Source organism: Bacillus sp. PS237 (assembly GCF_037963345.1).
GTDB lineage: Bacteria > Bacillota > Bacilli > Bacillales > Bacillaceae > Bacillus > Bacillus subtilis.
The window spans coordinates 2,458,397-2,476,831 of the sequence record NZ_CP150156.1 but is presented as its reverse complement, the minus strand read 5'-3'; the positions used below and the strand labels follow the sequence as shown (position 1 = coordinate 2,476,831).

Genomic DNA, 18,435 nt, shown 5'->3' with positions numbered 1-18,435 from the left:
AGAAATTAACGTTAAATTAAGGGTAGACCGGGAATTTATACGCTGTTCCGGCTTGAATGGCGTTAGCTTTCACATTTGGATTCAGTGCTTCAAAATCCTTTACAATGTCATCCGGAGAACCTGCTGATCCGACTATCGACATAACCGTATCACCCGGCTTTACCTTCACCGTTTTATAAGCCGGTTCTTGTACAGCCGTTTTTGCTGATGCTTCATAGACAGGGAGGTCCTGAATGGGTATGGTTCCAATTTTAAGGTCATAAAAAAGAATAAAAAGTATAAAAACAATGCTGCATACTAAGGTGAGACGCTTCATCGCTTTTCCTCCCGCATACGAAATTTTATACCATAGTATGCTTGTCCATTTCGATTCATGACAAAAGAAAAGAGACTGCGAATGCTCGGTTTTTATACAGGCGCTTTTTTGACAGGATTTCTTCGACTAAACATTAACTTCAGATAGAAAATAGAAAATAGTGCAAAATTAGATCAAAAAGAGGCTTTTATAATATAAAACTCGTATTCCATTATTTACAATGAACAATGGATCTGTTAGGATAATTATGTAATAGTTTAAAGGAGGATCTACAAAATGAAGCAAGGAAAATTTTCTGTGTTTTTAATTTTGCTACTAATGTTAACTTTGGTAGTTGCACCTAAAGAAAAAGCAGAGGCTGCAAGCAGTGGTTGGCAACCGGTAAGTGGTATTTCTGGTTGTAAAATAAGAGTTATTACAGATGCTTATACATATACTAAGAGTGCAACATCTATTGATGCTTACGCCGAAACAAATGGAAAATGCGGTAAACTAAATTATAAGAGCTTTGGTGTATCTATAGTTGAGGGTGGGGACATTGGCCCGCAATATTCAGGGTACTTTTCAAGTAGAACTCCAACCAAAAAGTTTTACTTCAGTAAATTACCAAAACCGACAGGAACACCTTGGGCAGTAGGTTTATCAGTATATAAGGGGAAAGCTAAGGGAGCTGCATTTGTATACATAAACCCACAAAAAAGATAACAGTTCAATAATGAGAATAGAAGGAAAGAAGATAATTCTAACTTGTTGATGATTTAATTCTGAAAGCTAGGTGCCCTATTGGTACCTGGCTTTTTAAATAGCAACTATCTTATGTAAATATGTTGTGAAAGGATGCAAAATATTTTGCCATATGATTTTAACTAGTCTATTAGTTAAAATTTAACATTATTCTTATTTTGTTAAAAACATATGTCAAATGCTGTTAAGAACTTCTTTCATGTTACATCTTACTACTTCTGATATTATTGTCCAGAGCTTGTTCTTGAGTAATTGTAGAGCTTTTTTTATAAATGTATCTGTTTAAGCTCTATACATTTTATTAAATATCCCTTAAGTAAAAAGTTAATGCAAATGCTTTCACACTCTCTACTTAAAGGATAAAAATAAATATAATTTAACTTTTATTAATTACTTTTTTGGACGGAATCTCTTTTAAAACGAGAAACAGGATGACAAAATTGACAAACCAGTTCAGCAAAAATTCACTTGGTACGGTTGCTTCTAGTGCCCGCATGATTGTAAAGAATACAGTTGAAAGTGTGATGGAATAAGCAGAAAGCTTCCAGAGCTGATGATAGGATAAATGTTTTTTCTGCGAATTCTTAATGATTAACCCGATAAGCGCTAAAAACGATACTTCAATAAATTTTCCCGCTGCTGTTACGAGAAAAATAAGAGCTGAGAGAACAGTTACAATCATCGCTTTATTTTGGTTTAAACCTGCAATGACATCTTTTTTCTGTAACTCTGACGGCATCATTGAGTAAGACATTTCTTGGGCTTGTCCGTCAATGGCCAAAACAAATTTGTTCTGAAGGATGCCGATTGCGTTTTGCTTTGCTTCAATTTGTTCAGTGCCATAGGAGTCTGTCGGATCGAACACGATAACGAAACCATTTGCCTGAGATTCCGTGGCTTTTTTCTCATCCGTTTGAAGTTTGCCGTTTGAAATTGTGAAATCAGGGAAATCTTTGTTTAAAACAGTTTTAAAGCCGTTCATTGATTTTACGGTCCCTGTACTTACATAATAAGCGGTAGGGATTGCAAACAGGACAGAGAGCAAAAATACATAAAGAATCGCTTTTCCGATTCCTTGAAATCTTGTTTTTGCAATATCACGGGGAGAGTATGTACTTTTAATGAAAAGCTGAAACACATTCACTATCTTCACTTCCTAGCTAAACTAATATATGTTGCTTATTGTATCGTTGCATGCGTGTGAATACAAGGAAGACATGAAGAAGACAGAGTAAAATGGGAGGATGGAAGCTATGGATATGTTGTATTGGCTGTTGATTGCAGCGGTTTTTATCATTGCCTTTATCGGGCTGGTGTATCCTGTTATTCCTAGCGTAGTATTTATTGTTGCCGGATTTGTATTGTACGGATTTTTATTTTCATTCAGTCCGTATTCTTATATGTTCTGGCTTGTTGAGGCAGTTTTTGCCGCAGTATTATTCGCAGCAGATTACGTGTCGAATCTGCTTGGAGTAAAAAGGTTCGGAGGAAGCAAAGCTGCCATATGGGGAAGCACGATCGGTTTATTAATCGGGCCTTTTGTCATTCCGGTTGCAGGGATCATATTGGGGCCGTTTATCGGGGCTGTTTGCGCAGAACTTATCGTCCATCAGAAGGACTTAAAGTCAGCGTTTAAAATTGGCCTCGGCTCACTCATTGGTTTTTTAACAGGGGTTATTGCAAAGGGCATCATACAGCTTTTGATGATCGGTTACTTTTTATGGACGGTCCTATAAGAAATGCTGGCGGCAGGTTTAATGGGGCAGATTATCGGTTAAAGTGAAATATGTCCGCTGAAATGAGCCAAATCGTGAGCTTTTTCATTGATTACAAAGCATTCTTTTGTTACATTGAATGAAGAAAGGCTCGCTGTGAAGCGGCATTTCAGTACATATATACTAAGGAGGAATTATCATGGCTTACGAACTTCCAGAATTACCTTATGCGTACGATGCTTTAGAACCGCATATCGACAAGGAAACTATGACTATTCACCATACGAAACACCACAACACATACGTGACAAATTTAAACAAAGCGGTTGAAGGAAACACTGCTCTTGCCAACAAATCAGTTGAAGAGCTTGTTGCAGATCTTGATTCTGTTCCTGAAAACATCCGCACTGCAGTCCGCAACAACGGCGGCGGACACGCGAACCACAAATTATTCTGGACACTTTTATCTCCAAACGGCGGAGGCGAACCGACTGGCGCGCTTGCTGAAGAGATTAACAGTGTATTTGGAAGCTTTGACAAATTCAAAGAGCAATTCGCAGCAGCAGCAGCTGGACGCTTCGGTTCTGGCTGGGCATGGCTTGTTGTGAACAACGGTAAACTTGAAATCACAAGCACGCCAAACCAAGATTCTCCGCTTTCAGAAGGCAAAACGCCTATCTTAGGTCTTGACGTTTGGGAGCATGCTTACTACCTTAACTATCAAAACCGCCGTCCTGATTACATTTCAGCTTTCTGGAATGTTGTAAACTGGGACGAAGTGGCTCGTCTATACAGCGAAGCAAAATAATGGCACAAACAAGGTCCTCATTATGGGACCTTGTTTTTTTATGTCTTCTTTTTACATATCTCGGTTTGAGTGAGACAGACTAAGGGATAGTAAAGGGGAGTCAGTAATGAGCAAACTAAAAAAAGTGATAGGCGATGTAGACGTAAACAAAGGCTTACTCTTTCTGCTGACCATTGGCGGGCTTTACTCGCTGGGAATTGCACTGTCCAATACATTTGTTAATGTGTATCTTTGGAAGCAGTCAGGGAAATTTATTGATTTGGCGATATATAATTTATCCATTGTGACAATGCAGCCGATAACCTTTTATTTGGCTGGACGGTTAGCCAAAAAAATAGACAGGGTATTCATTTTAAGGTTCGGCGTCATTTTTTTAGCTGCCTTTTATTTAAGTGTGCTTTTAGCCGGAGAAACGGCGGCCAGCCGCCTCGTGCTAATCGGCGCGGTGCTCGGAGTTGGCTATGGCTTTTATTGGCTAGCGTTTAACGTGCTGACCTTTGAAATAACAGAGCCGGATACACGAGACTTTTTCAACGGGTTTATGGGCATTCTGTCTTCCTCTGCAGGAATGATCGGCCCGATTGTAGCCGGATTCGTGATCTCAAGGCTTGAAAATAATACGGGTTATACAGTGATTTTCAGTCTCTCCCTCAGTTTATTTGCCCTGGCTGTCGTGATGAGCTTTTTCTTAAAACGGAGAGAATCAAAGGGCCGTTTTATGCTGAGCAAAGTATTTGGAGAGCGCCATAGCAATATGAATTGGCGGAGAATCACGAATGCGCATTTTTTTCAGGGTTTGAGAGAAGGGATTTTTGTCTTTTTAATCAGTGTGTTTGTATTTATTGAGACAAACAGCGAGCTTGCTCTCGGTACATTCGGTCTTGTCAATTCAGCTGTTTCCTTCTTTGCCTACTACTTTGCATCCAGGCTGATTAAGAAAAAGGCGAGAAAAAAATCGATTTTGCTGGGCGGACTTATTTTGTATGGCGCGCTGTTTTTGATTCTGTTCCATATGAGCTTTTCGACATTATTAACGTACGGCGTTTTTATTGCCATCGGCTATCCTCTGTTGCTTGTGCCATATGTATCACTTACATATGATGTGATAGGGCGCGCGAGGCATGCCAGAAAAGCAAGAATTGAATATATCGTGCTTAGAGAAATGTTCTTGAACGCCGGCAGAATTGTTTCCATTTTGTGCTTTCTCCTGATTGTGGCCCTTCTGAAAGAGGATGTGGGAATTCCTTTGTCACTTGCGATATTGGGTATAGGACATCCTTTGATTTATTACTTTGTCAAGGATATTCGTTTTAAGGAGAAAGAAGGGGAAAATGAAACCATGGAAGAAGACGGCCAAAAACGGGTAACAGAACCGACCCTTTTAAAAGGCGAGAGATAATTTTTTTGCCAAAAAGGGGTTATCTGTAGAAAAAAGTCGAAAAAACCTTTAAAATGAAAACTGGCACTCTTACTTGAGTGTCTTTTCTTTCTGTAAATAGAAAAGGTGATGTTATGAGGAGAAATAAACCAAAAAAGCAAAATCATAAAGAGAAAAAGAAGTCGCTTCCGATCCGGCTGAATATTTTATTTTTAGCTGCCTTTGTTATATTTACCTGGATTATTGTGGAACTGGGCATCAAGCAGATCGTGCAAGGTGATGATTACAAAAACCAAGCGAATAAGCAGGAACAAAGTGAAGTCAGCTCAGCGGTACCACGCGGGAAAATTTATGATCGAAACTTTAATGCCATTGTGACAAATAAGGCTTTAAATGCAATCACATACACGAGATCTAAATCGACCACGCAAGAACAGCGCTTAAAGATCGCAAAAAAGCTGTCTGACATGATCAAAGTCGATACAAAAAAAGTAACAGAACGGGATAAAAAAGATTATTGGATTTTGACTAGACCGAAAGAAGCGAAAAAGCTCATTAGCTCTAAAGAAAGACAGCAGGTTGAAGACAAAAAAATATCCGATGACGATTTATACCAGCTTCAGCTAAAACGGATTACTGATAAGCAGCTGAATGAATTGACGGATAAAGATATGCAGATCCTTGCTATCAAAAGACAGATGGATTCGGGCTATGCATTGACCCCTCAATATATCAAAAACGAAGATGTATCAGCGAAGGAAATGGCAGTGGTAAGTGAACATTTAGACGAACTGCCAGGTGTTGATGTCACGTCCGATTGGGAACGTGAATATCCTTATAAAAACCTTCTTCGCTCAGTGCTCGGAAGTGTTTCCAGCTCTAATGAAGGATTGCCGTCCAACTTGCTCGACCATTATCTGTCGCTTGGCTACAGCCGAAATGACAGGGTCGGAAAAAGCTATCTGGAATACCAATATGAAAGCCTTCTGCAGGGCCAAAAAGCAAAAGTCGAAAATATCACAGATTCAAAAGGCAATGTCACGGGAACAAAAACGGTATCTGAAGGCAAAGCCGGGAAAGATCTTGTACTAACAATTGATATTGATTTGCAAAAATCAGTGGAAAAAATTATTGAGAAAAAACTTAAAGCTGCTAAAGCAAGACCTAGTACCGAATTGTTGGATCGTGCATTCGTTGTCATGATGGACCCTAGAAACGGCGAAGTGCTGACAATGGCAGGGAAGCAGATTAAACGAGAAAATGGAGCCTATAAGTTTGATGATTATGCATTAGGAGCCATGACTTCATCCTACGCTATGGGATCAGCTGTAAAAGGTGCAACCGTTTTGACCGGTCTTCAAACTGGAGCGATTAATTTGAATACTGTATTTAAGGATGAACCATTGTATATCGGCCAGGATAAAAGAGGGAAAAAATCTTGGCAAAACTTAGGGCCGGTTGGTATTCAAACTGCATTAGAGAAGTCATCAAACGTTTTTATGTTTAAAACAGCAATTGCAGTTGGTAAAGGTGAATATAAACCTCACCAAGCATTGCCTTTGGATACTTCTGCATTTGATACCTTCAGAAATTATTTCAGTCAATTTGGATTAGGAGTAAAAACAGGAATTGATCTACCAAATGAAATGACGGGATATAAAGGTACAAGCAGATTATCTGGTTTCTTGCTTGATTTCGCCATTGGACAGTATGATACTTATACACCGCTGGAATTGGCTCAATATGTCTCCACCATAGCAAATGGTGGCTACCGCATGAAGCCTCAGCTTGTAAAGGAAGTCAGAGATTCAAATGCGAAAAAAGGGATCGGCGCAGTCGTTGATTCTGTTCAGCCTGAAGTATTGAATAAAGTCGATATGAAGAGTAGCTATATTGAAGAGGTCCAAGCCGGTTTTAGACGGGTTGCCACTAAAGGGACAGCTGCAGGTCAACTGGCTTCAGCATCGTATAAACCAGCTGCAAAAACAGGAACAGCCCAATCATTTTACGACGGACCGGATAAATCAAAAACAGGAACAGACACTTATAATACGACGCTTGTGGCTTATGCACCAGCTGACAATCCTGAGATTGCTATTTCTGTCGTAGTTCCTTGGACTTACATTGATTACAATCAAAGATACTCAATTACAAACGAAATCGGCAGGGAAGTAATGGATAAATATTTTGAGCTGAAATCGAAGCAGGACAAAGAAGGTACTCAGCAAAAGAATAAAGACAAAATTGAAGAAAATGCAGAAAACACAACGTCTTCTGATAACTAAAAAAAAACGCTCACATGATGTGGGCGTTTTTTTTATACAAAAAAACGCACTGATTTACAAAACCTTAACATTCGGTTCAAACCCTTTTTACATAGAACCTTTACTCTATACGTGTAGGACAAATTACACATTATACGCAGGGGGAATTCAGGAAATGAAAAAAAACAAATTGGTGCTTATGCTTCTGATGGCTGCTTTTATGATGATTGCAGCTGCATGCGGAAATGCAGGAGAAAGTAAAAAATCGAATAGCGATTCTGCAAAAGGAGAAGAAAAGGCATCAGGTTCTTTAACCATTTCTGGTTCATCGGCAATGCAGCCACTAGTACTTGCAGCCGCGGAAAAATTTATGGAAGAAAACCCTGATGCTGATATACAGGTACAAGCTGGCGGTTCTGGAACAGGGCTTTCTCAAGTCTCTGAAGGAGCTGTTCAGATCGGGAATTCAGACGTTTTTGCTGAAGAAAAAGAAGGCATCGATGCAAAAGCGCTTGTCGATCATCAAGTCGCTGTAGTTGGTATGGCAGCAGCTGTAAACCCTGATGCTGGTGTAAAGGATATTTCAAAAGATGAATTGAAAAAAATCTTCACTGGCAAAATCAAAAACTGGAAAGAGCTCGGCGGCAAAGACCAAAAGATTACACTTGTAAACCGCCCTGATTCTTCCGGCACACGTGCTACATTTGTGAAATATGCGCTTGACGGAGCGGAGCCTGCAGAAGGCATTACTGAAGATTCCTCCAACACGGTGAAAAAGATCATTGCTGATACTCCGGGAGCGATTGGATATCTTGCATTCTCATATTTAACAGATGACAAAGTAACTGCTCTATCTATTGACGGTGTTAAACCTGAAGCGAAAAATGTAGCAACTGGCGAGTATCCGATCTGGGCTTATCAACATTCTTATACAAAAGGTGAAGCGACAGGTTTAGCTAAAGAATTTCTTGATTATCTAAAGAGTGAAGACATTCAAAAAAGCATTGTTACTGACCAAGGCTACATTCCGGTTACTGATATGAAAGTGACACGTGATGCCAACGGGAAGCAAAGCTGATCTTAATAAAAAGAGGAGTGCGGGGACAACCGTTTCTCCTCTTAACACATTCATAGGAGTGTAAAACAATGATAAACAATAGAGAAAATATGTCTGTGAGCGAGCGCTTAATCAGCTCTAGGCAAAATCGGCAATTGGATGAAGTTCGGGGAAGAATGATAGTCACAGCTTGTGCACTGATTATGATTGCGGCATCTGTTGCGATTACCATTTTCCTCGGCGTTAAGGGGCTGCAATCTTTTCTTGTAAATGGTGTAAGCCCAATTGAATTCTTAACGAGCTTAAATTGGAATCCTACAGATAGTGATCCGAAATACGGAGTGCTGCCATTTATTTTTGGCTCATTTGCAGTAACGATTCTTTCTGCTCTAATCGCTGCGCCGCTTGGCATTGCAGGTGCGATTTTTATGACAGAGATTGCCCCGAATTGGGGAAAGAAAGTGCTGCAGCCGGTGATTGAGCTTTTAGTCGGTATTCCATCTGTTGTTTATGGATTCATAGGTCTTACAGTATTGGTGCCGTTTATCGCCCAGTTCAAATCGAGCGGAACAGGGCACAGTTTATTGGCGGGAACGATTGTCCTTTCCGTCATGATTCTGCCGACGATCACATCGATTTCTGCTGATGCAATGGCTTCTCTTCCGAAGAGTTTACGAGAGGGTTCTTACGCGCTTGGTGCCACAAGATGGCAGACGATCAGAAAAGTACTTGTGCCTGCAGCTTTTCCAACATTGATGACAGCTGTTGTGTTAGGCATGGCTCGGGCGTTCGGTGAAGCTTTGGCTGTTCAGATGGTCATTGGAAATACAAGAGTATTGCCGGAAAGCCCGTTTGACACTGCGGGAACGCTGACAACGATCATCACGCTGAATATGGGCCACACCACATACGGAAGTGTTGAAAACAATACGCTGTGGTCAATGGGGCTTGTGCTTCTGGTGATGTCATTCTTGTTCATCCTGCTTATTCGCTACTTGTCATCTAGGAGGAAAGTGTAATGAACCGCAAAATAACAGATAAACTGGCGACCGGAATGTTTGGTTTGTGTGCAGCCATTATCGCTGCCATTTTAGTAGGTTTGTTTTCCTATATTATTATAAACGGTGTTTCTCAGCTCAGTTTTCAATTTATTACAACAAAGTCGAGCGCCATTGCAGCTGGAGGAGGCATACGAGATCAGCTGTTTAACTCCTTTTATATTTTGTTTATTACAATGCTGATTACAATCCCGCTCGGTGTGGGCGGCGGAGTCTTCATGGCTGAATACGCGCCTAATAACAAAGTAACTGACTTCATTAGAACATGTATAGAGGTGCTTTCATCTCTTCCGTCTATTGTCATTGGGATGTTTGGATTATTGATGTTTGTCAACTTAACAGGCTGGGGTTATACGATCATAGGCGGAGCGCTTGCGTTAACTGTTTTTAACCTTCCTGTCATGGTGCGTGTGACAGAAGACGCGATCCGTTCAGTCCCTAAAGATCTGAAGGAAGCCTCTCTCGCTTTAGGTGTATCACGCTGGCATACCGTAAAAACAGTTTTAATTCCAAGTGCGATTCCTTCTATCATCACAGGAGCAATTTTAGCGTCAGGAAGGGTGTTCGGGGAAGCGGCCGCATTATTATTTACGGCAGGCCTGACAACACCGCGTCTTAATTTTACGGAGTGGAACCCGTTTTCGGAAACATCACCGCTTAATATTTTCAGGCCCGCTGAAACACTTGCGGTCCACATTTGGAACGTCAATACACAAGGAATGATTCCGGATGCTGAAGCGATTGCCAACGGTGGTTCTGCCGTGCTGGTGATTTCTGTTCTTGTGTTTAATCTCGCGGCGAGATGGCTTGGCACGATGATCTACAAAAAGCTTACGGCAAATTAGAACGGAAAGAGGCGAAAAACATGTCTGAACAAATGGTAAAAGAAAAACCTGAGCGAGCTGTTATTGTTCCGAAGCAGAACCACGTGCTTGAGGTCAAAGATCTGTCCATTTATTACGGAAATAAACAAGCCGTTCATCATGTAAACATGGATATTGAAAAAAATGCGGTGACTGCTTTAATTGGGCCGTCGGGATGCGGAAAATCTACTTTTTTGAGAAATATTAACCGAATGAACGATTTAATTCCATCTGCAAGAGCGGAAGGTGAAATCCTTTATGAGGGATTAAATATATTGGGCGGCAATATTAACGTTGTCAGCTTGAGAAGAGAAATCGGAATGGTTTTCCAAAAACCAAATCCATTTCCGAAATCGATCTATGCGAATATCACACATGCATTGAAATATGCCGGAGAGCGGAATAAAGCTGTTTTAGATGAAATTGTGGAAGAAAGTTTAACAAAAGCAGCGCTCTGGGATGAGGTGAAGGATCGTTTACATTCATCCGCACTCTCGTTATCCGGCGGCCAGCAGCAGCGTTTATGCATCGCGAGAACGCTTGCGATGAAGCCGGCTGTTCTTCTGCTTGATGAACCAGCTTCAGCGCTTGATCCGATTTCAAATGCAAAAATAGAGGAATTAATTACAGGATTGAAAAGAGAATACTCAATTATTATTGTCACGCACAATATGCAGCAGGCTCTGCGGGTTTCTGACCGGACGGCATTCTTTTTAAACGGCGAGCTTGTAGAATACGGACAGACCGAACAGATTTTCACGAGTCCGAAAAAGCAAAAGACAGAGGATTATATTAACGGGAAATTCGGATAGGAGGGCGGCAATGAGTATTGCTACCGAAGCTGTAATGAAACAGGAAGTATATCAAGTCAATGGAATGAACTTATGGTATGGGCAGCATCATGCTTTAAAAAATATCAATTTGAGCATTTATGAAAATGAGGTTACGGCGATTATCGGACCATCCGGATGCGGGAAATCGACCTTTATCAAGACATTGAATTTAATGATTCAAATGACGCCGAATGTAAAGCTTGCAGGTGAGCTGAACTATAATGGCAGCAACATTTTAAAGGATAAAGTGGACATCGTGGATTTGCGAAAAAATATCGGCATGGTATTCCAAAAAGGGAATCCGTTTCCGCAATCTATTTTTGATAATGTGGCTTACGGACCGAGAGTCCACGGCACCAAAAATAAGAAGAAGCTTCAGGAAATTGTGGAAAAGTCATTAAAAGACGTGGCGTTATGGGATGAGGTGAAGGATCGATTGCATACGTCCGCTCTTTCGCTGTCAGGGGGCCAGCAGCAGCGTCTTTGCATCGCCAGAGCACTTGCGACCAATCCTGATATTTTGCTGATGGATGAACCGACATCTGCACTAGATCCAATCTCAACGAGAAAAATTGAAGAACTCATTCTAGAGCTGAAAGATAAATATACAATTGTCATTGTCACGCATAACATGCAGCAGGCAGCAAGGGTTTCTGATCAAACCGCCTTTTTCTACATGGGCGAGCTTGTTGAATGCGACAATACGAATAAAATGTTCTCTAACCCGAAGGACCAAAGAACGCTCGATTACATTTCAGGAAAGTTTGGATGAAAAAAACAGGCTGAGTCAGCCTGTTTTTTTATCGTGTTAACGTTTTTACGATCTTTTTGAAACTCATGTCTGATTTTACTTTAAACTCGCCGGCACGAATTTCTTTGTGATAGCCGGCATCAATGACATAGTCATTAAAGTCTTGAGCCGAAGAGATAATGCCCTCTTTTTCAAGAATAGCAGATACATCCGCCGTGCTCATGCCGTCTTTAATGGTGAGCTTGTAGGTTTTGACTTTGTCTGATTTCGTGTCTGAGCCGCTGTCATTGTTTAAGGATTTCTCTTTTGAATCGAGAAGTTTTTGATATTCATCACGGTTGACAGAAACCAATTTTTTAGAATCAAGATAATTGTTCACGTCTTGTTCGGTTACTGTTTTATTATCTTTTACAGCAGCGGCCTGGTCTTCGTCAGTCAGATAAAAAACAGCTGCAAGAACGGCTGTCGCTAAAATGATGCCGCCAGCAAATGCCTGAATGCCCCGTTTTGTCATACGAGCACCTTCTCATTATCTTTGATAATCGTATTCACGTCTTCCACTGATACATGTTCAGCTTTAGCAATCGCTTCAGCTGACATACCGTTATTATATTTAGAAAGTATTTGTTTAGCGATTTTTTGATTGATGTCGTTCTGCTTTGATTTGCGAATGACAAGGTTTGTTTCCAGTAATTCTTCCTCAAGCACTGTCATTTTCTTTTTGAGCTTGTAAATTTCCTGCATCGCAGAAAGCTGCAGTGTTTCGAGCTCCTGTTCTACATCTTTCATCGGGTCTCTTTGAGAATATGAGAATGCAATTAGCGCTATACTGACGATAAACAACGCAATAATAGCAATTTCCACGTTTCATCACCTTCTATTCTTTTTTTATCCTTCTTTTTTATACCATAAAACCAATAGTTTCTAAAGGAATTCGCGAAAAAAACGAGATTTTGTCGAGAAATCTTTCTTCGCTTCTTCTTCATGTAATGGTTTAATAGGAACACGAAGTGAACGATTGGAAAGGAGAATGTTAGGAGTCCATGGATAAACACCCATTTCCCTATAATATACGACATAAGCTTTCCTTTTTTAGGGACACATTCGACATAATCATTCAAAACGCTCACACCTTGACCGTAAGCTGGGAAATCTCAGAAGAAACAATGCGGCTGGCTGAAGCGGTCCTTTTCGAAAAAACGCAGGATATGATAAAAGAATTGCGCATTGTCATCAAAAGAAAAGACATTGAAGCTGTCAGGACAAAACGCACAACGTATGATAAAGGAGAATGGACGATTAGACAGGCGGCTGGTGATGCTGTATATCGGGCTGAATACAGAATTGTGAATTCAATGAATGTCTCTCTCAAGCTTGCCGGTACAGACGACATCTATCTTGATGAAAATGGGATTCGTCATATAAACAGTTTTCAGATTGAAGAAGCGCACACCAGGTGGGAGGCGCAATTTTCTGCATACACCTGTTATGGGAGAGGGGAAAAAGAACGGTGAACATTCTCATGCTTTCACCCGAACATCCCGATGAGCCGAAAAGCGGGCTCGGTGTCCATTTAAACCGCCTCATTTCCTATTTAAACCCTCATATCAACATTACGGTTTTTACTCCGAGCGGGCAGCTGTTTTCGTATGCGAAGTTTGAAGATTACATAGCTGATGCTAACTTTACAATGGTTCGCCATGTGTTATCACACAATAAACGCTTTGATCTGATTCATGCCCATGATGACACAACTGCCCCTGCCGCCCAGTATTTGAAACAACGGCTTGGCCTTCCGCTTGCTGCGACAATCCACGGTCTTGAAAGCGAAAGGAAGAAGGTGTGCCGAGAAGCCCCACACCCATACAGGCTCATGACCGAACGGCTCCTTATAGAATCCGCTGATGCATTGATCGTATTAAGCACATTTATGAAGCGGTCTCTTGATAAGGCGGCACATAAGAAAATAACCGTTATCCCAAGCCCTGCATCTATGGAGGAAGAGAAGGGGAAAATCCCGAGAAGCATGAATAGAAGATTCCTCTTTTCATATGGAAGGTTTGTTCCGGAAAAAGGATTATCGCAGCTGTTAAAGGTGTTTGCCATCTTGAAGCAGCGTCAGCCTGACCTCTATCTAGTGCTGGCTGGGGAGGGGCCGTCTCTGTCCTGCTATGAGAAATTGGCTGCGGCATATAACCTGAAGGATCGCGTCATGTTTCTGCCGTTTCTAAATAGGAAAGATATCAGAACGTTACTGTCTCACTGTGAAATGGCTGTTTTCCCTAGTTCTTATGAACCGTTTGGGCTTGCCGCGCAAGAAAGCATGGAACAAGGTGTGCTGACTGTCGTTTCTCAGTCAGGTGGTTTTTGTGATTATGCGGTTCATGACAAAACGGCAATCATCGCTGATTTTACGCTCGTACAGGAAGCTGCTGATCTGCTGGACAGTTTTTTAAAAGACCGGGAAAAAGCCCGCCGGATAAAAGAAGCTGGCAGACAACAAGTGTTCAAGCTCCACCACCCCCGACTCATTATGTCATCATATTTGCAGCTTTATGAGCGTATCTTCAATAATTCAGCAATTCATTGAAAAACAGCCTAGCATTCCGTCCATTATAGTGGTATTATATATAAGTCTGAATAAGTAAATGATTTTAGTTTGGAGGGAAAATAATGCGCGTTAATATTACTTTGGCTTGCACTGAATGTGGTGAGCGTAACTATATTTCTAAAAAGAACAAACGCAACAATCCAGACCGCGTTGAATTTAAAAAATATTGCCCACGTGATAAAAAATCTACGTTACACCGTGAAACAAAATAACAGCTTTGCTGTTTGAGGTGTAAGAAAAAAGCCAGAGCTTTGAAAAAGGTTCTGGCTTTTTTTCTATTCCGAGGGGGATGAGAGATGAAATCACAATTAAGAAAAAAGACGCTGGAGGCACTGTCTGCTTTATCAAATGAAGATATTCTTCAAAAAACGGAACGTATGTATAAGTACTTGTTTTCTCTGCCGGAGTGGCAAAATGCCGGCACCATTGCCGTCACTATTTCCAGAGGATTAGAGATACCGACGCGTCCTGTCATTGAGCAGGCTTGGGAAGAAGGGAAACAAGTTTGCATCCCAAAATGCCATCCGGACACGAAGAAAATGCAATTTCGCACATATCAGACTGATGATCAGCTCGAAACCGTGTACGCCGGACTGCTCGAGCCGGTAATTGAAAAAACAAAAGAAGTAAACCCATCACAAATTGACTTGATGATCGTTCCGGGTGTTTGTTTTGATGTTAACGGGTTTAGGGTCGGCTTTGGAGGCGGCTATTATGATCGCTATTTAAGTGAATATGAAGGGAAGACAGTCTCTTTGCTTTTGGAGTGCCAGTTGTTTGCGCACGTACCCCGTCTGCCGCATGACATCCCGGTACATAAGCTGATAACAGAGGATCGGATTATTTCTTGTTTTTCATAACTTTCCTGTCCCTTATTCGAGAATAAATAAGGTAGAATAACAAACCCTATTGGCAGGAGGGATATCATGAAAAAACTTTTGATATATGCCATTTTCGCGGTTTCTGCCGTCATGTTTTATCAAAATCGCTACCGTCTTATGAATACTGTACTCAGCCAGCCAGGAATCAGGCGGTCTTTTATCCATTTGTTTTTAAGAATTCCATTTATCCGCAATAAGTTTATACAGCAAGCTTTCTAAAATCCCGTGAAAAACGGGATTTTTTGCTTTCAGTAGGCGTTTCGGAGCGCCAGCTGTTATAATGAAAAAAAACTATTGGAGCGGTAAACATGTTTTTGCTGGAGTATACATATTGGAAAATTGCGGCGCACCTGGTGAATAGCGGGTATGGCGTCATACAAGCCGGTGAGTCAGATGAAATATGGCTGGAAGCGCCGGACAAGTCCTCTCATGATCTAGTTCGTCTTTATAAGCACGATCTTGATTTCCGTCAAGAAATGGTTAGAGACATCGAAGAGCAGGCCGAACGAGTAGAACGAGTCAGACATCAATTGGGCAGACGAAGGATGAAGCTGCTGAACGTGTTTTTTTCAACGGAAGCCCCAGTTGATGACTGGGAAGAGATTGCAAAAAAAACTTTTGAGAAGGGAACTGTGTCAGTTGAGCCGGCGATCGTTAGAGGAACGATGCTTCGAGATGATCTTCAAGCGGTTTTTCCATCATTTCGTACAGAAGATTGTTCAGAGGAACACGCTTCGTTTGAAAACGCGCAAATGGCGCGAGAACGCTTCCTTTCGCTAGTGCTGAAACAAGAAGAACAGAGAAAAACTGAAGCGGCGGTTTTTCAAAACGGAAAACCGACTTTTACATATTTATTTATTGCGCTTCAGATCCTGATGTTTTTCTTGCTCGAAATAAACGGAGGCAGCACTAATACGGAGACACTGGTGGCTTTTGGAGCAAAAGAAAACAGCCTGATTGCACAAGGAGAATGGTGGCGGCTTCTGACACCGATCGTGCTTCACATCGGCATAGCGCATTTAGCTTTTAATACGCTGGCTTTATGGTCGGTTGGTACAGCGGTTGAGCGGATGTATGGATCGGGGAGATTTTTGCTGATTTATCTGGCTGCTGGCATTACGGGTTCGATTGCGAGTTTTGTGTTCAGCCCGTATCCTTCGGCAGGGGCATCAGGAGCCATATTCGGATGCTTAGGTGCATTACTGTATGTTGCTTTGTCTAATCGAAAAATGTTTTTAAGAACTATAGGAACCAATATTATTGTCATTATTATCATCAATCTGGGCTTTGGTTTTGCGGTTTCGAATATTGATAATTCAGGACATATCGGCGGCTTGATTGGCGGCTTTTTCGCTGCAGCAGCACTGGGGTTGCCTAAAGCCGGAGCCTTTGGAAAAAGATTGTTGTCAGCGGTTTTGCTGATTGCTTTGGCTGTTGGATTTTTATATTACGGATTGCATTCGCCTTCACACCAGGAGTCAGCGCTGATTCAGCAGGCAAGCGAGCTGTATCAGGAAGGAAAGTATGAAGAAGTAACAGAATTGCTGAACGGAGAAGCAGCGCAAAAAGATGCCTCTGCCGATCTTTTGAAAATTCTTGCTGTTTCTGATATTCAAATCGGCGAATATGATCAGGCGGTTTCCCTTTTGGAACGAGCAGTGAAAAAAGAACCTAAAGACCATGCTTCCTATTACAATTTAGCGTTATTGTATGCGGAAAAAAATGAGCTTGCACAAGCAGAAAAGGCCATCCAGACGGCTGTGAAACTGAAGCCGAAGGAGCAGCGCTACAAGGAGCTGCAGCGGCAAATTGAAAACAATAAAGAATCATAGAGGTGGAATATGGAAAGGAAGCTGGCTTTTTTGTCAGCGTTTTCTTCTTGACTGACCGCTTCCTTATGAATACGCTTATGATAGTTAAGTTCAAGAAATGGTGAGGAAAATGAATACATTTTATGATGTGCAGCAGCTGTTAAAAACGTTTGGCCACATTGTTTATTTTGGAGACAGAGAGCTTGAAATTGAGTTTATGCTGGATGAATTAAAGGAATTATACATGAACCACATGATTGAAAAGGAGCAGTGGGCCAGAGCGGCAGCTGTCCTTCGAAAAGAATTGGAACAAACAAAAAACGGAAGAGATTTTTATAAAGGCTAAGGTGATAAAAATGGACGAGATATGGTTTGCGGGCATTGACCTGGGAGGAACGACGATTAAACTCGCTTTTATTAATCAATATGGCGAAATTCAGCATAAGTGGGAAGTTCCGACAGATAAAACCGGCGACACGATTACTGTCACAATTGCAAAAACAATCGACAGCAAGCTGGATGAGCTGCAAAAACCGAAGCACATCATCAAATACATCGGAATGGGTGCACCAGGCCCTGTAGATATGGCGGCAGGAGTGGTTTATGAAACAGTAAATCTAGGGTGGAAAAATTATGCTTTGAAAAACCATCTGGAGACAGAAACCGGCATCCCAGCTGTTATAGAAAATGACGCGAATATTGCTGCGCTCGGGGAAATGTGGAAGGGAGCGGGTGATGGCGCAAAAGACGTCATTCTCGTGACGCTTGGCACAGGAGTTGGCGGCGGCATCATTGCAAATGGTGAAATTGTACATGGTATAAATGGCGCCGGCGGAGAAATCGGCCATATTTGCAGCATCCCTGAAGGCGGAGCGCCCTGCAACTGCGGCAAAACGGGCTGTATCGAAACAATTGCGTCAGCAACCGGAATTGTAAGAATTGCAAAAGAAAAAATAGCAAATGCTAAAAAGACGACACGTTTAAAAGCAACCGAACAATTGTCAGCGCGAGATGTGTTTGAAGCGGCGGGTGAAAATGATGAAATTGCCCTTGAGGTGGTTGATTATGTAGCCAAGCATCTTGGTTTGGTGCTCGGAAATTTGGCAAGCTCGCTTAATCCATCCAAAATCGTTCTTGGCGGCGGCGTATCGAGAGCCGGAGAACTGCTGAGATCAAAAGTCGAGAAAACATTCCGCAAATGCGCGTTTCCGCGGGCAGCCCAAGCTGCTGATATTTCAATCGCAGCACTTGGAAATGATGCCGGCGTTATCGGAGGCGCTTGGATCGCTAAAAATGAATGGCTGAAACATCAAAATTGTTAAAATTGTGTAAATGAAATTGATTT

22 protein-coding genes are annotated in these 18,435 nt (G+C 41.6%); 18 read left to right on the top strand and 4 right to left on the bottom strand.

From position 1 onward, the window contains the following. Positions 1-16: 16 nt before the first annotated feature. On the bottom strand, positions 17-316 hold the full coding sequence (locus NST22_RS12715) for a LysM domain-containing protein (RefSeq protein ID WP_003230087.1): 300 nt from the start codon (positions 314-316) through the stop codon (positions 17-19). Positions 317-592: 276 nt separating this feature from the next. Here NST22_RS12715 and yqgA point away from each other — a divergent pair, with 276 nt between their 5' ends. Beyond that, positions 593-1,021, top strand: a complete 429-nt coding sequence (gene yqgA / locus NST22_RS12710) for a cell wall-binding protein YqgA (protein ID WP_009967754.1) — start codon at positions 593-595, stop codon at positions 1,019-1,021. Positions 1,022-1,436: 415 nt separating this feature from the next. Here yqgA and NST22_RS12705 read toward each other — a convergent pair whose 3' ends face one another. After that, on the bottom strand, positions 1,437-2,204 hold the full coding sequence (locus NST22_RS12705; RefSeq protein WP_003230089.1) for a DUF1189 domain-containing protein: 768 nt from the start codon (positions 2,202-2,204) through the stop codon (positions 1,437-1,439). A 109-nt stretch (positions 2,205-2,313) separates the two neighbouring features. Between NST22_RS12705 and NST22_RS12700 the strand changes: the two genes are divergently transcribed. The 9 genes from NST22_RS12700 to pstB (NST22_RS12660) all read left to right on the top strand — a co-directional run bounded on the left by NST22_RS12700 (position 2,314) and on the right by pstB (NST22_RS12660) (position 11,808). Beyond that, the gene (locus NST22_RS12700) at positions 2,314-2,796 is read left to right on the top strand and encodes a DUF456 domain-containing protein (RefSeq protein WP_004398518.1); all 483 of its coding nucleotides are present in this window, start codon (positions 2,314-2,316) and stop codon (positions 2,794-2,796) included. Between the two features lie 178 nt (positions 2,797-2,974). Further along, positions 2,975-3,583, top strand: coding sequence for a superoxide dismutase SodA (gene sodA, locus NST22_RS12695; RefSeq protein ID WP_004398583.1), 609 nt, complete (start codon positions 2,975-2,977; stop codon positions 3,581-3,583). A gap of 106 nt (positions 3,584-3,689) precedes the next feature. After that, positions 3,690-4,982, top strand: a complete 1,293-nt coding sequence (locus NST22_RS12690; protein WP_003230095.1) for an MFS transporter — start codon at positions 3,690-3,692, stop codon at positions 4,980-4,982. Between the two features lie 113 nt (positions 4,983-5,095). Beyond that, the gene (gene pbpA / locus NST22_RS12685) at positions 5,096-7,246 is read left to right on the top strand and encodes a penicillin-binding protein 2A (protein WP_004398702.1); all 2,151 of its coding nucleotides are present in this window, start codon (positions 5,096-5,098) and stop codon (positions 7,244-7,246) included. A gap of 154 nt (positions 7,247-7,400) precedes the next feature. Next, a complete protein-coding gene (locus tag NST22_RS12680; protein ID WP_004398774.1) occupies positions 7,401-8,303 on the top strand; it encodes a phosphate ABC transporter substrate-binding protein in 903 nt (300 codons plus the stop codon). 68 nt (positions 8,304-8,371) lie between these two features. After that, on the top strand, positions 8,372-9,301 hold the full coding sequence (pstC, locus tag NST22_RS12675) for a phosphate ABC transporter permease subunit PstC (RefSeq protein ID WP_004398935.1): 930 nt from the start codon (positions 8,372-8,374) through the stop codon (positions 9,299-9,301). Then, a complete protein-coding gene (gene pstA / locus NST22_RS12670; protein WP_003230103.1) occupies positions 9,301-10,185 on the top strand; it encodes a phosphate ABC transporter permease PstA in 885 nt (294 codons plus the stop codon). Before pstC ends, pstA begins: the two co-directional genes overlap by 1 nt. Positions 10,186-10,205: 20 nt before the next feature. Beyond that, positions 10,206-11,015: a phosphate ABC transporter ATP-binding protein PstB gene (gene pstB / locus NST22_RS12665; protein ID WP_009967747.1), complete on the top strand. Its 810-nt coding sequence runs from the start codon at positions 10,206-10,208 to the stop codon at positions 11,013-11,015. Positions 11,016-11,025: 10 nt separating this feature from the next. Further along, positions 11,026-11,808, top strand: a complete 783-nt coding sequence (gene pstB, locus NST22_RS12660; protein ID WP_004399074.1) for a phosphate ABC transporter ATP-binding protein PstB — start codon at positions 11,026-11,028, stop codon at positions 11,806-11,808. Between the two features lie 28 nt (positions 11,809-11,836). Here the strand turns inward: pstB (NST22_RS12660) and NST22_RS12655 are convergent, their stop codons facing one another. Together NST22_RS12655 and NST22_RS12650 are read right to left on the bottom strand one after the other, a co-directional pair. Next, positions 11,837-12,301 (bottom strand): endolytic transglycosylase MltG, encoded by a 465-nt coding sequence (locus NST22_RS12655; RefSeq protein ID WP_003230109.1) that lies wholly within the window; start codon positions 12,299-12,301, stop codon positions 11,837-11,839. Then, positions 12,298-12,651, bottom strand: a complete 354-nt coding sequence (locus NST22_RS12650; RefSeq protein ID WP_003245993.1) for a hypothetical protein — start codon at positions 12,649-12,651, stop codon at positions 12,298-12,300. Before NST22_RS12650 ends, NST22_RS12655 begins: the two co-directional genes overlap by 4 nt. 179 nt (positions 12,652-12,830) lie before the next feature. On the opposite strand from NST22_RS12650, the gene NST22_RS12645 reads away from it, so the two are divergent. The 8 genes from NST22_RS12645 (at position 12,831) to glcK (ending at position 18,412) form a co-directional block, all read left to right on the top strand. Beyond that, entirely contained in the window at positions 12,831-13,301 is a 471-nt protein-coding gene (locus NST22_RS12645; protein ID WP_009967744.1) for a hypothetical protein, read from the top strand. Next, on the top strand, positions 13,298-14,377 hold the full coding sequence (locus NST22_RS12640) for a glycosyltransferase family 4 protein (protein WP_009967743.1): 1,080 nt from the start codon (positions 13,298-13,300) through the stop codon (positions 14,375-14,377). Before NST22_RS12645 ends, NST22_RS12640 begins: the two co-directional genes overlap by 4 nt. A gap of 83 nt (positions 14,378-14,460) precedes the next feature. Then, positions 14,461-14,610, top strand: a complete 150-nt coding sequence (gene rpmG, locus NST22_RS12635) for a 50S ribosomal protein L33 (protein WP_003153056.1) — start codon at positions 14,461-14,463, stop codon at positions 14,608-14,610. A gap of 84 nt (positions 14,611-14,694) precedes the next feature. Beyond that, complete coding sequence (locus NST22_RS12630; protein WP_003230122.1) at positions 14,695-15,258, top strand: 5-formyltetrahydrofolate cyclo-ligase; 564 nt, start codon at positions 14,695-14,697, stop codon at positions 15,256-15,258. 66 nt (positions 15,259-15,324) lie between these two features. Further along, complete coding sequence (locus NST22_RS12625) at positions 15,325-15,498, top strand: hypothetical protein (protein WP_003230126.1); 174 nt, start codon at positions 15,325-15,327, stop codon at positions 15,496-15,498. Positions 15,499-15,587: 89 nt separating this feature from the next. Further along, positions 15,588-17,111 carry a rhomboid protease YqgP gene (gene yqgP / locus NST22_RS12620; protein ID WP_003230128.1) on the top strand — a complete coding sequence of 508 codons (1,524 nt, stop codon included), beginning with the start codon at positions 15,588-15,590 and terminating at the stop codon, positions 17,109-17,111. 109 nt (positions 17,112-17,220) lie between these two features. Then, positions 17,221-17,436, top strand: a complete 216-nt coding sequence (locus NST22_RS12615; RefSeq protein WP_004399107.1) for a YqgQ family protein — start codon at positions 17,221-17,223, stop codon at positions 17,434-17,436. 10 nt (positions 17,437-17,446) lie between these two features. Further along, positions 17,447-18,412: a glucose kinase GlcK gene (glcK, locus tag NST22_RS12610; protein ID WP_003230132.1), complete on the top strand. Its 966-nt coding sequence runs from the start codon at positions 17,447-17,449 to the stop codon at positions 18,410-18,412. Positions 18,413-18,435: the final 23 nt, after the last annotated feature.

Excerpts from the sequence above, each read along its gene's own strand:
- NST22_RS12715 (WP_003230087.1), bottom strand. The coding sequence starts at position 316 with ATGAAGCGTCTCACCTTAGTATGCAGCATTGTTTTTATACTTTTTATT.
- yqgA (WP_009967754.1), top strand. The coding sequence starts at position 593 with ATGAAGCAAGGAAAATTTTCTGTGTTTTTAATTTTGCTACTAATGTTA.
- NST22_RS12700 (WP_004398518.1), top strand. The coding sequence starts at position 2,314 with ATGGATATGTTGTATTGGCTGTTGATTGCAGCGGTTTTTATCATTGCC.
- sodA (WP_004398583.1), top strand. The coding sequence starts at position 2,975 with ATGGCTTACGAACTTCCAGAATTACCTTATGCGTACGATGCTTTAGAA.
- NST22_RS12690 (WP_003230095.1), top strand. The coding sequence starts at position 3,690 with ATGAGCAAACTAAAAAAAGTGATAGGCGATGTAGACGTAAACAAAGGC.
- pbpA (WP_004398702.1), top strand. The coding sequence starts at position 5,096 with ATGAGGAGAAATAAACCAAAAAAGCAAAATCATAAAGAGAAAAAGAAG.
- NST22_RS12680 (WP_004398774.1), top strand. The coding sequence starts at position 7,401 with ATGAAAAAAAACAAATTGGTGCTTATGCTTCTGATGGCTGCTTTTATG.
- pstC (WP_004398935.1), top strand. The coding sequence starts at position 8,372 with ATGATAAACAATAGAGAAAATATGTCTGTGAGCGAGCGCTTAATCAGC.
- pstA (WP_003230103.1), top strand. The coding sequence starts at position 9,301 with ATGAACCGCAAAATAACAGATAAACTGGCGACCGGAATGTTTGGTTTG.
- pstB (WP_009967747.1), top strand. The coding sequence starts at position 10,206 with ATGTCTGAACAAATGGTAAAAGAAAAACCTGAGCGAGCTGTTATTGTT.
- pstB (WP_004399074.1), top strand. The coding sequence starts at position 11,026 with ATGAGTATTGCTACCGAAGCTGTAATGAAACAGGAAGTATATCAAGTC.
- NST22_RS12655 (WP_003230109.1), bottom strand. The coding sequence starts at position 12,301 with ATGACAAAACGGGGCATTCAGGCATTTGCTGGCGGCATCATTTTAGCG.
- NST22_RS12645 (WP_009967744.1), top strand. The coding sequence starts at position 12,831 with ATGGATAAACACCCATTTCCCTATAATATACGACATAAGCTTTCCTTT.
- rpmG (WP_003153056.1), top strand. The coding sequence starts at position 14,461 with ATGCGCGTTAATATTACTTTGGCTTGCACTGAATGTGGTGAGCGTAAC.
- NST22_RS12630 (WP_003230122.1), top strand. The coding sequence starts at position 14,695 with ATGAAATCACAATTAAGAAAAAAGACGCTGGAGGCACTGTCTGCTTTA.
- NST22_RS12625 (WP_003230126.1), top strand. The coding sequence starts at position 15,325 with ATGAAAAAACTTTTGATATATGCCATTTTCGCGGTTTCTGCCGTCATG.
- yqgP (WP_003230128.1), top strand. The coding sequence starts at position 15,588 with ATGTTTTTGCTGGAGTATACATATTGGAAAATTGCGGCGCACCTGGTG.
- NST22_RS12615 (WP_004399107.1), top strand. The coding sequence starts at position 17,221 with ATGAATACATTTTATGATGTGCAGCAGCTGTTAAAAACGTTTGGCCAC.
- glcK (WP_003230132.1), top strand. The coding sequence starts at position 17,447 with ATGGACGAGATATGGTTTGCGGGCATTGACCTGGGAGGAACGACGATT.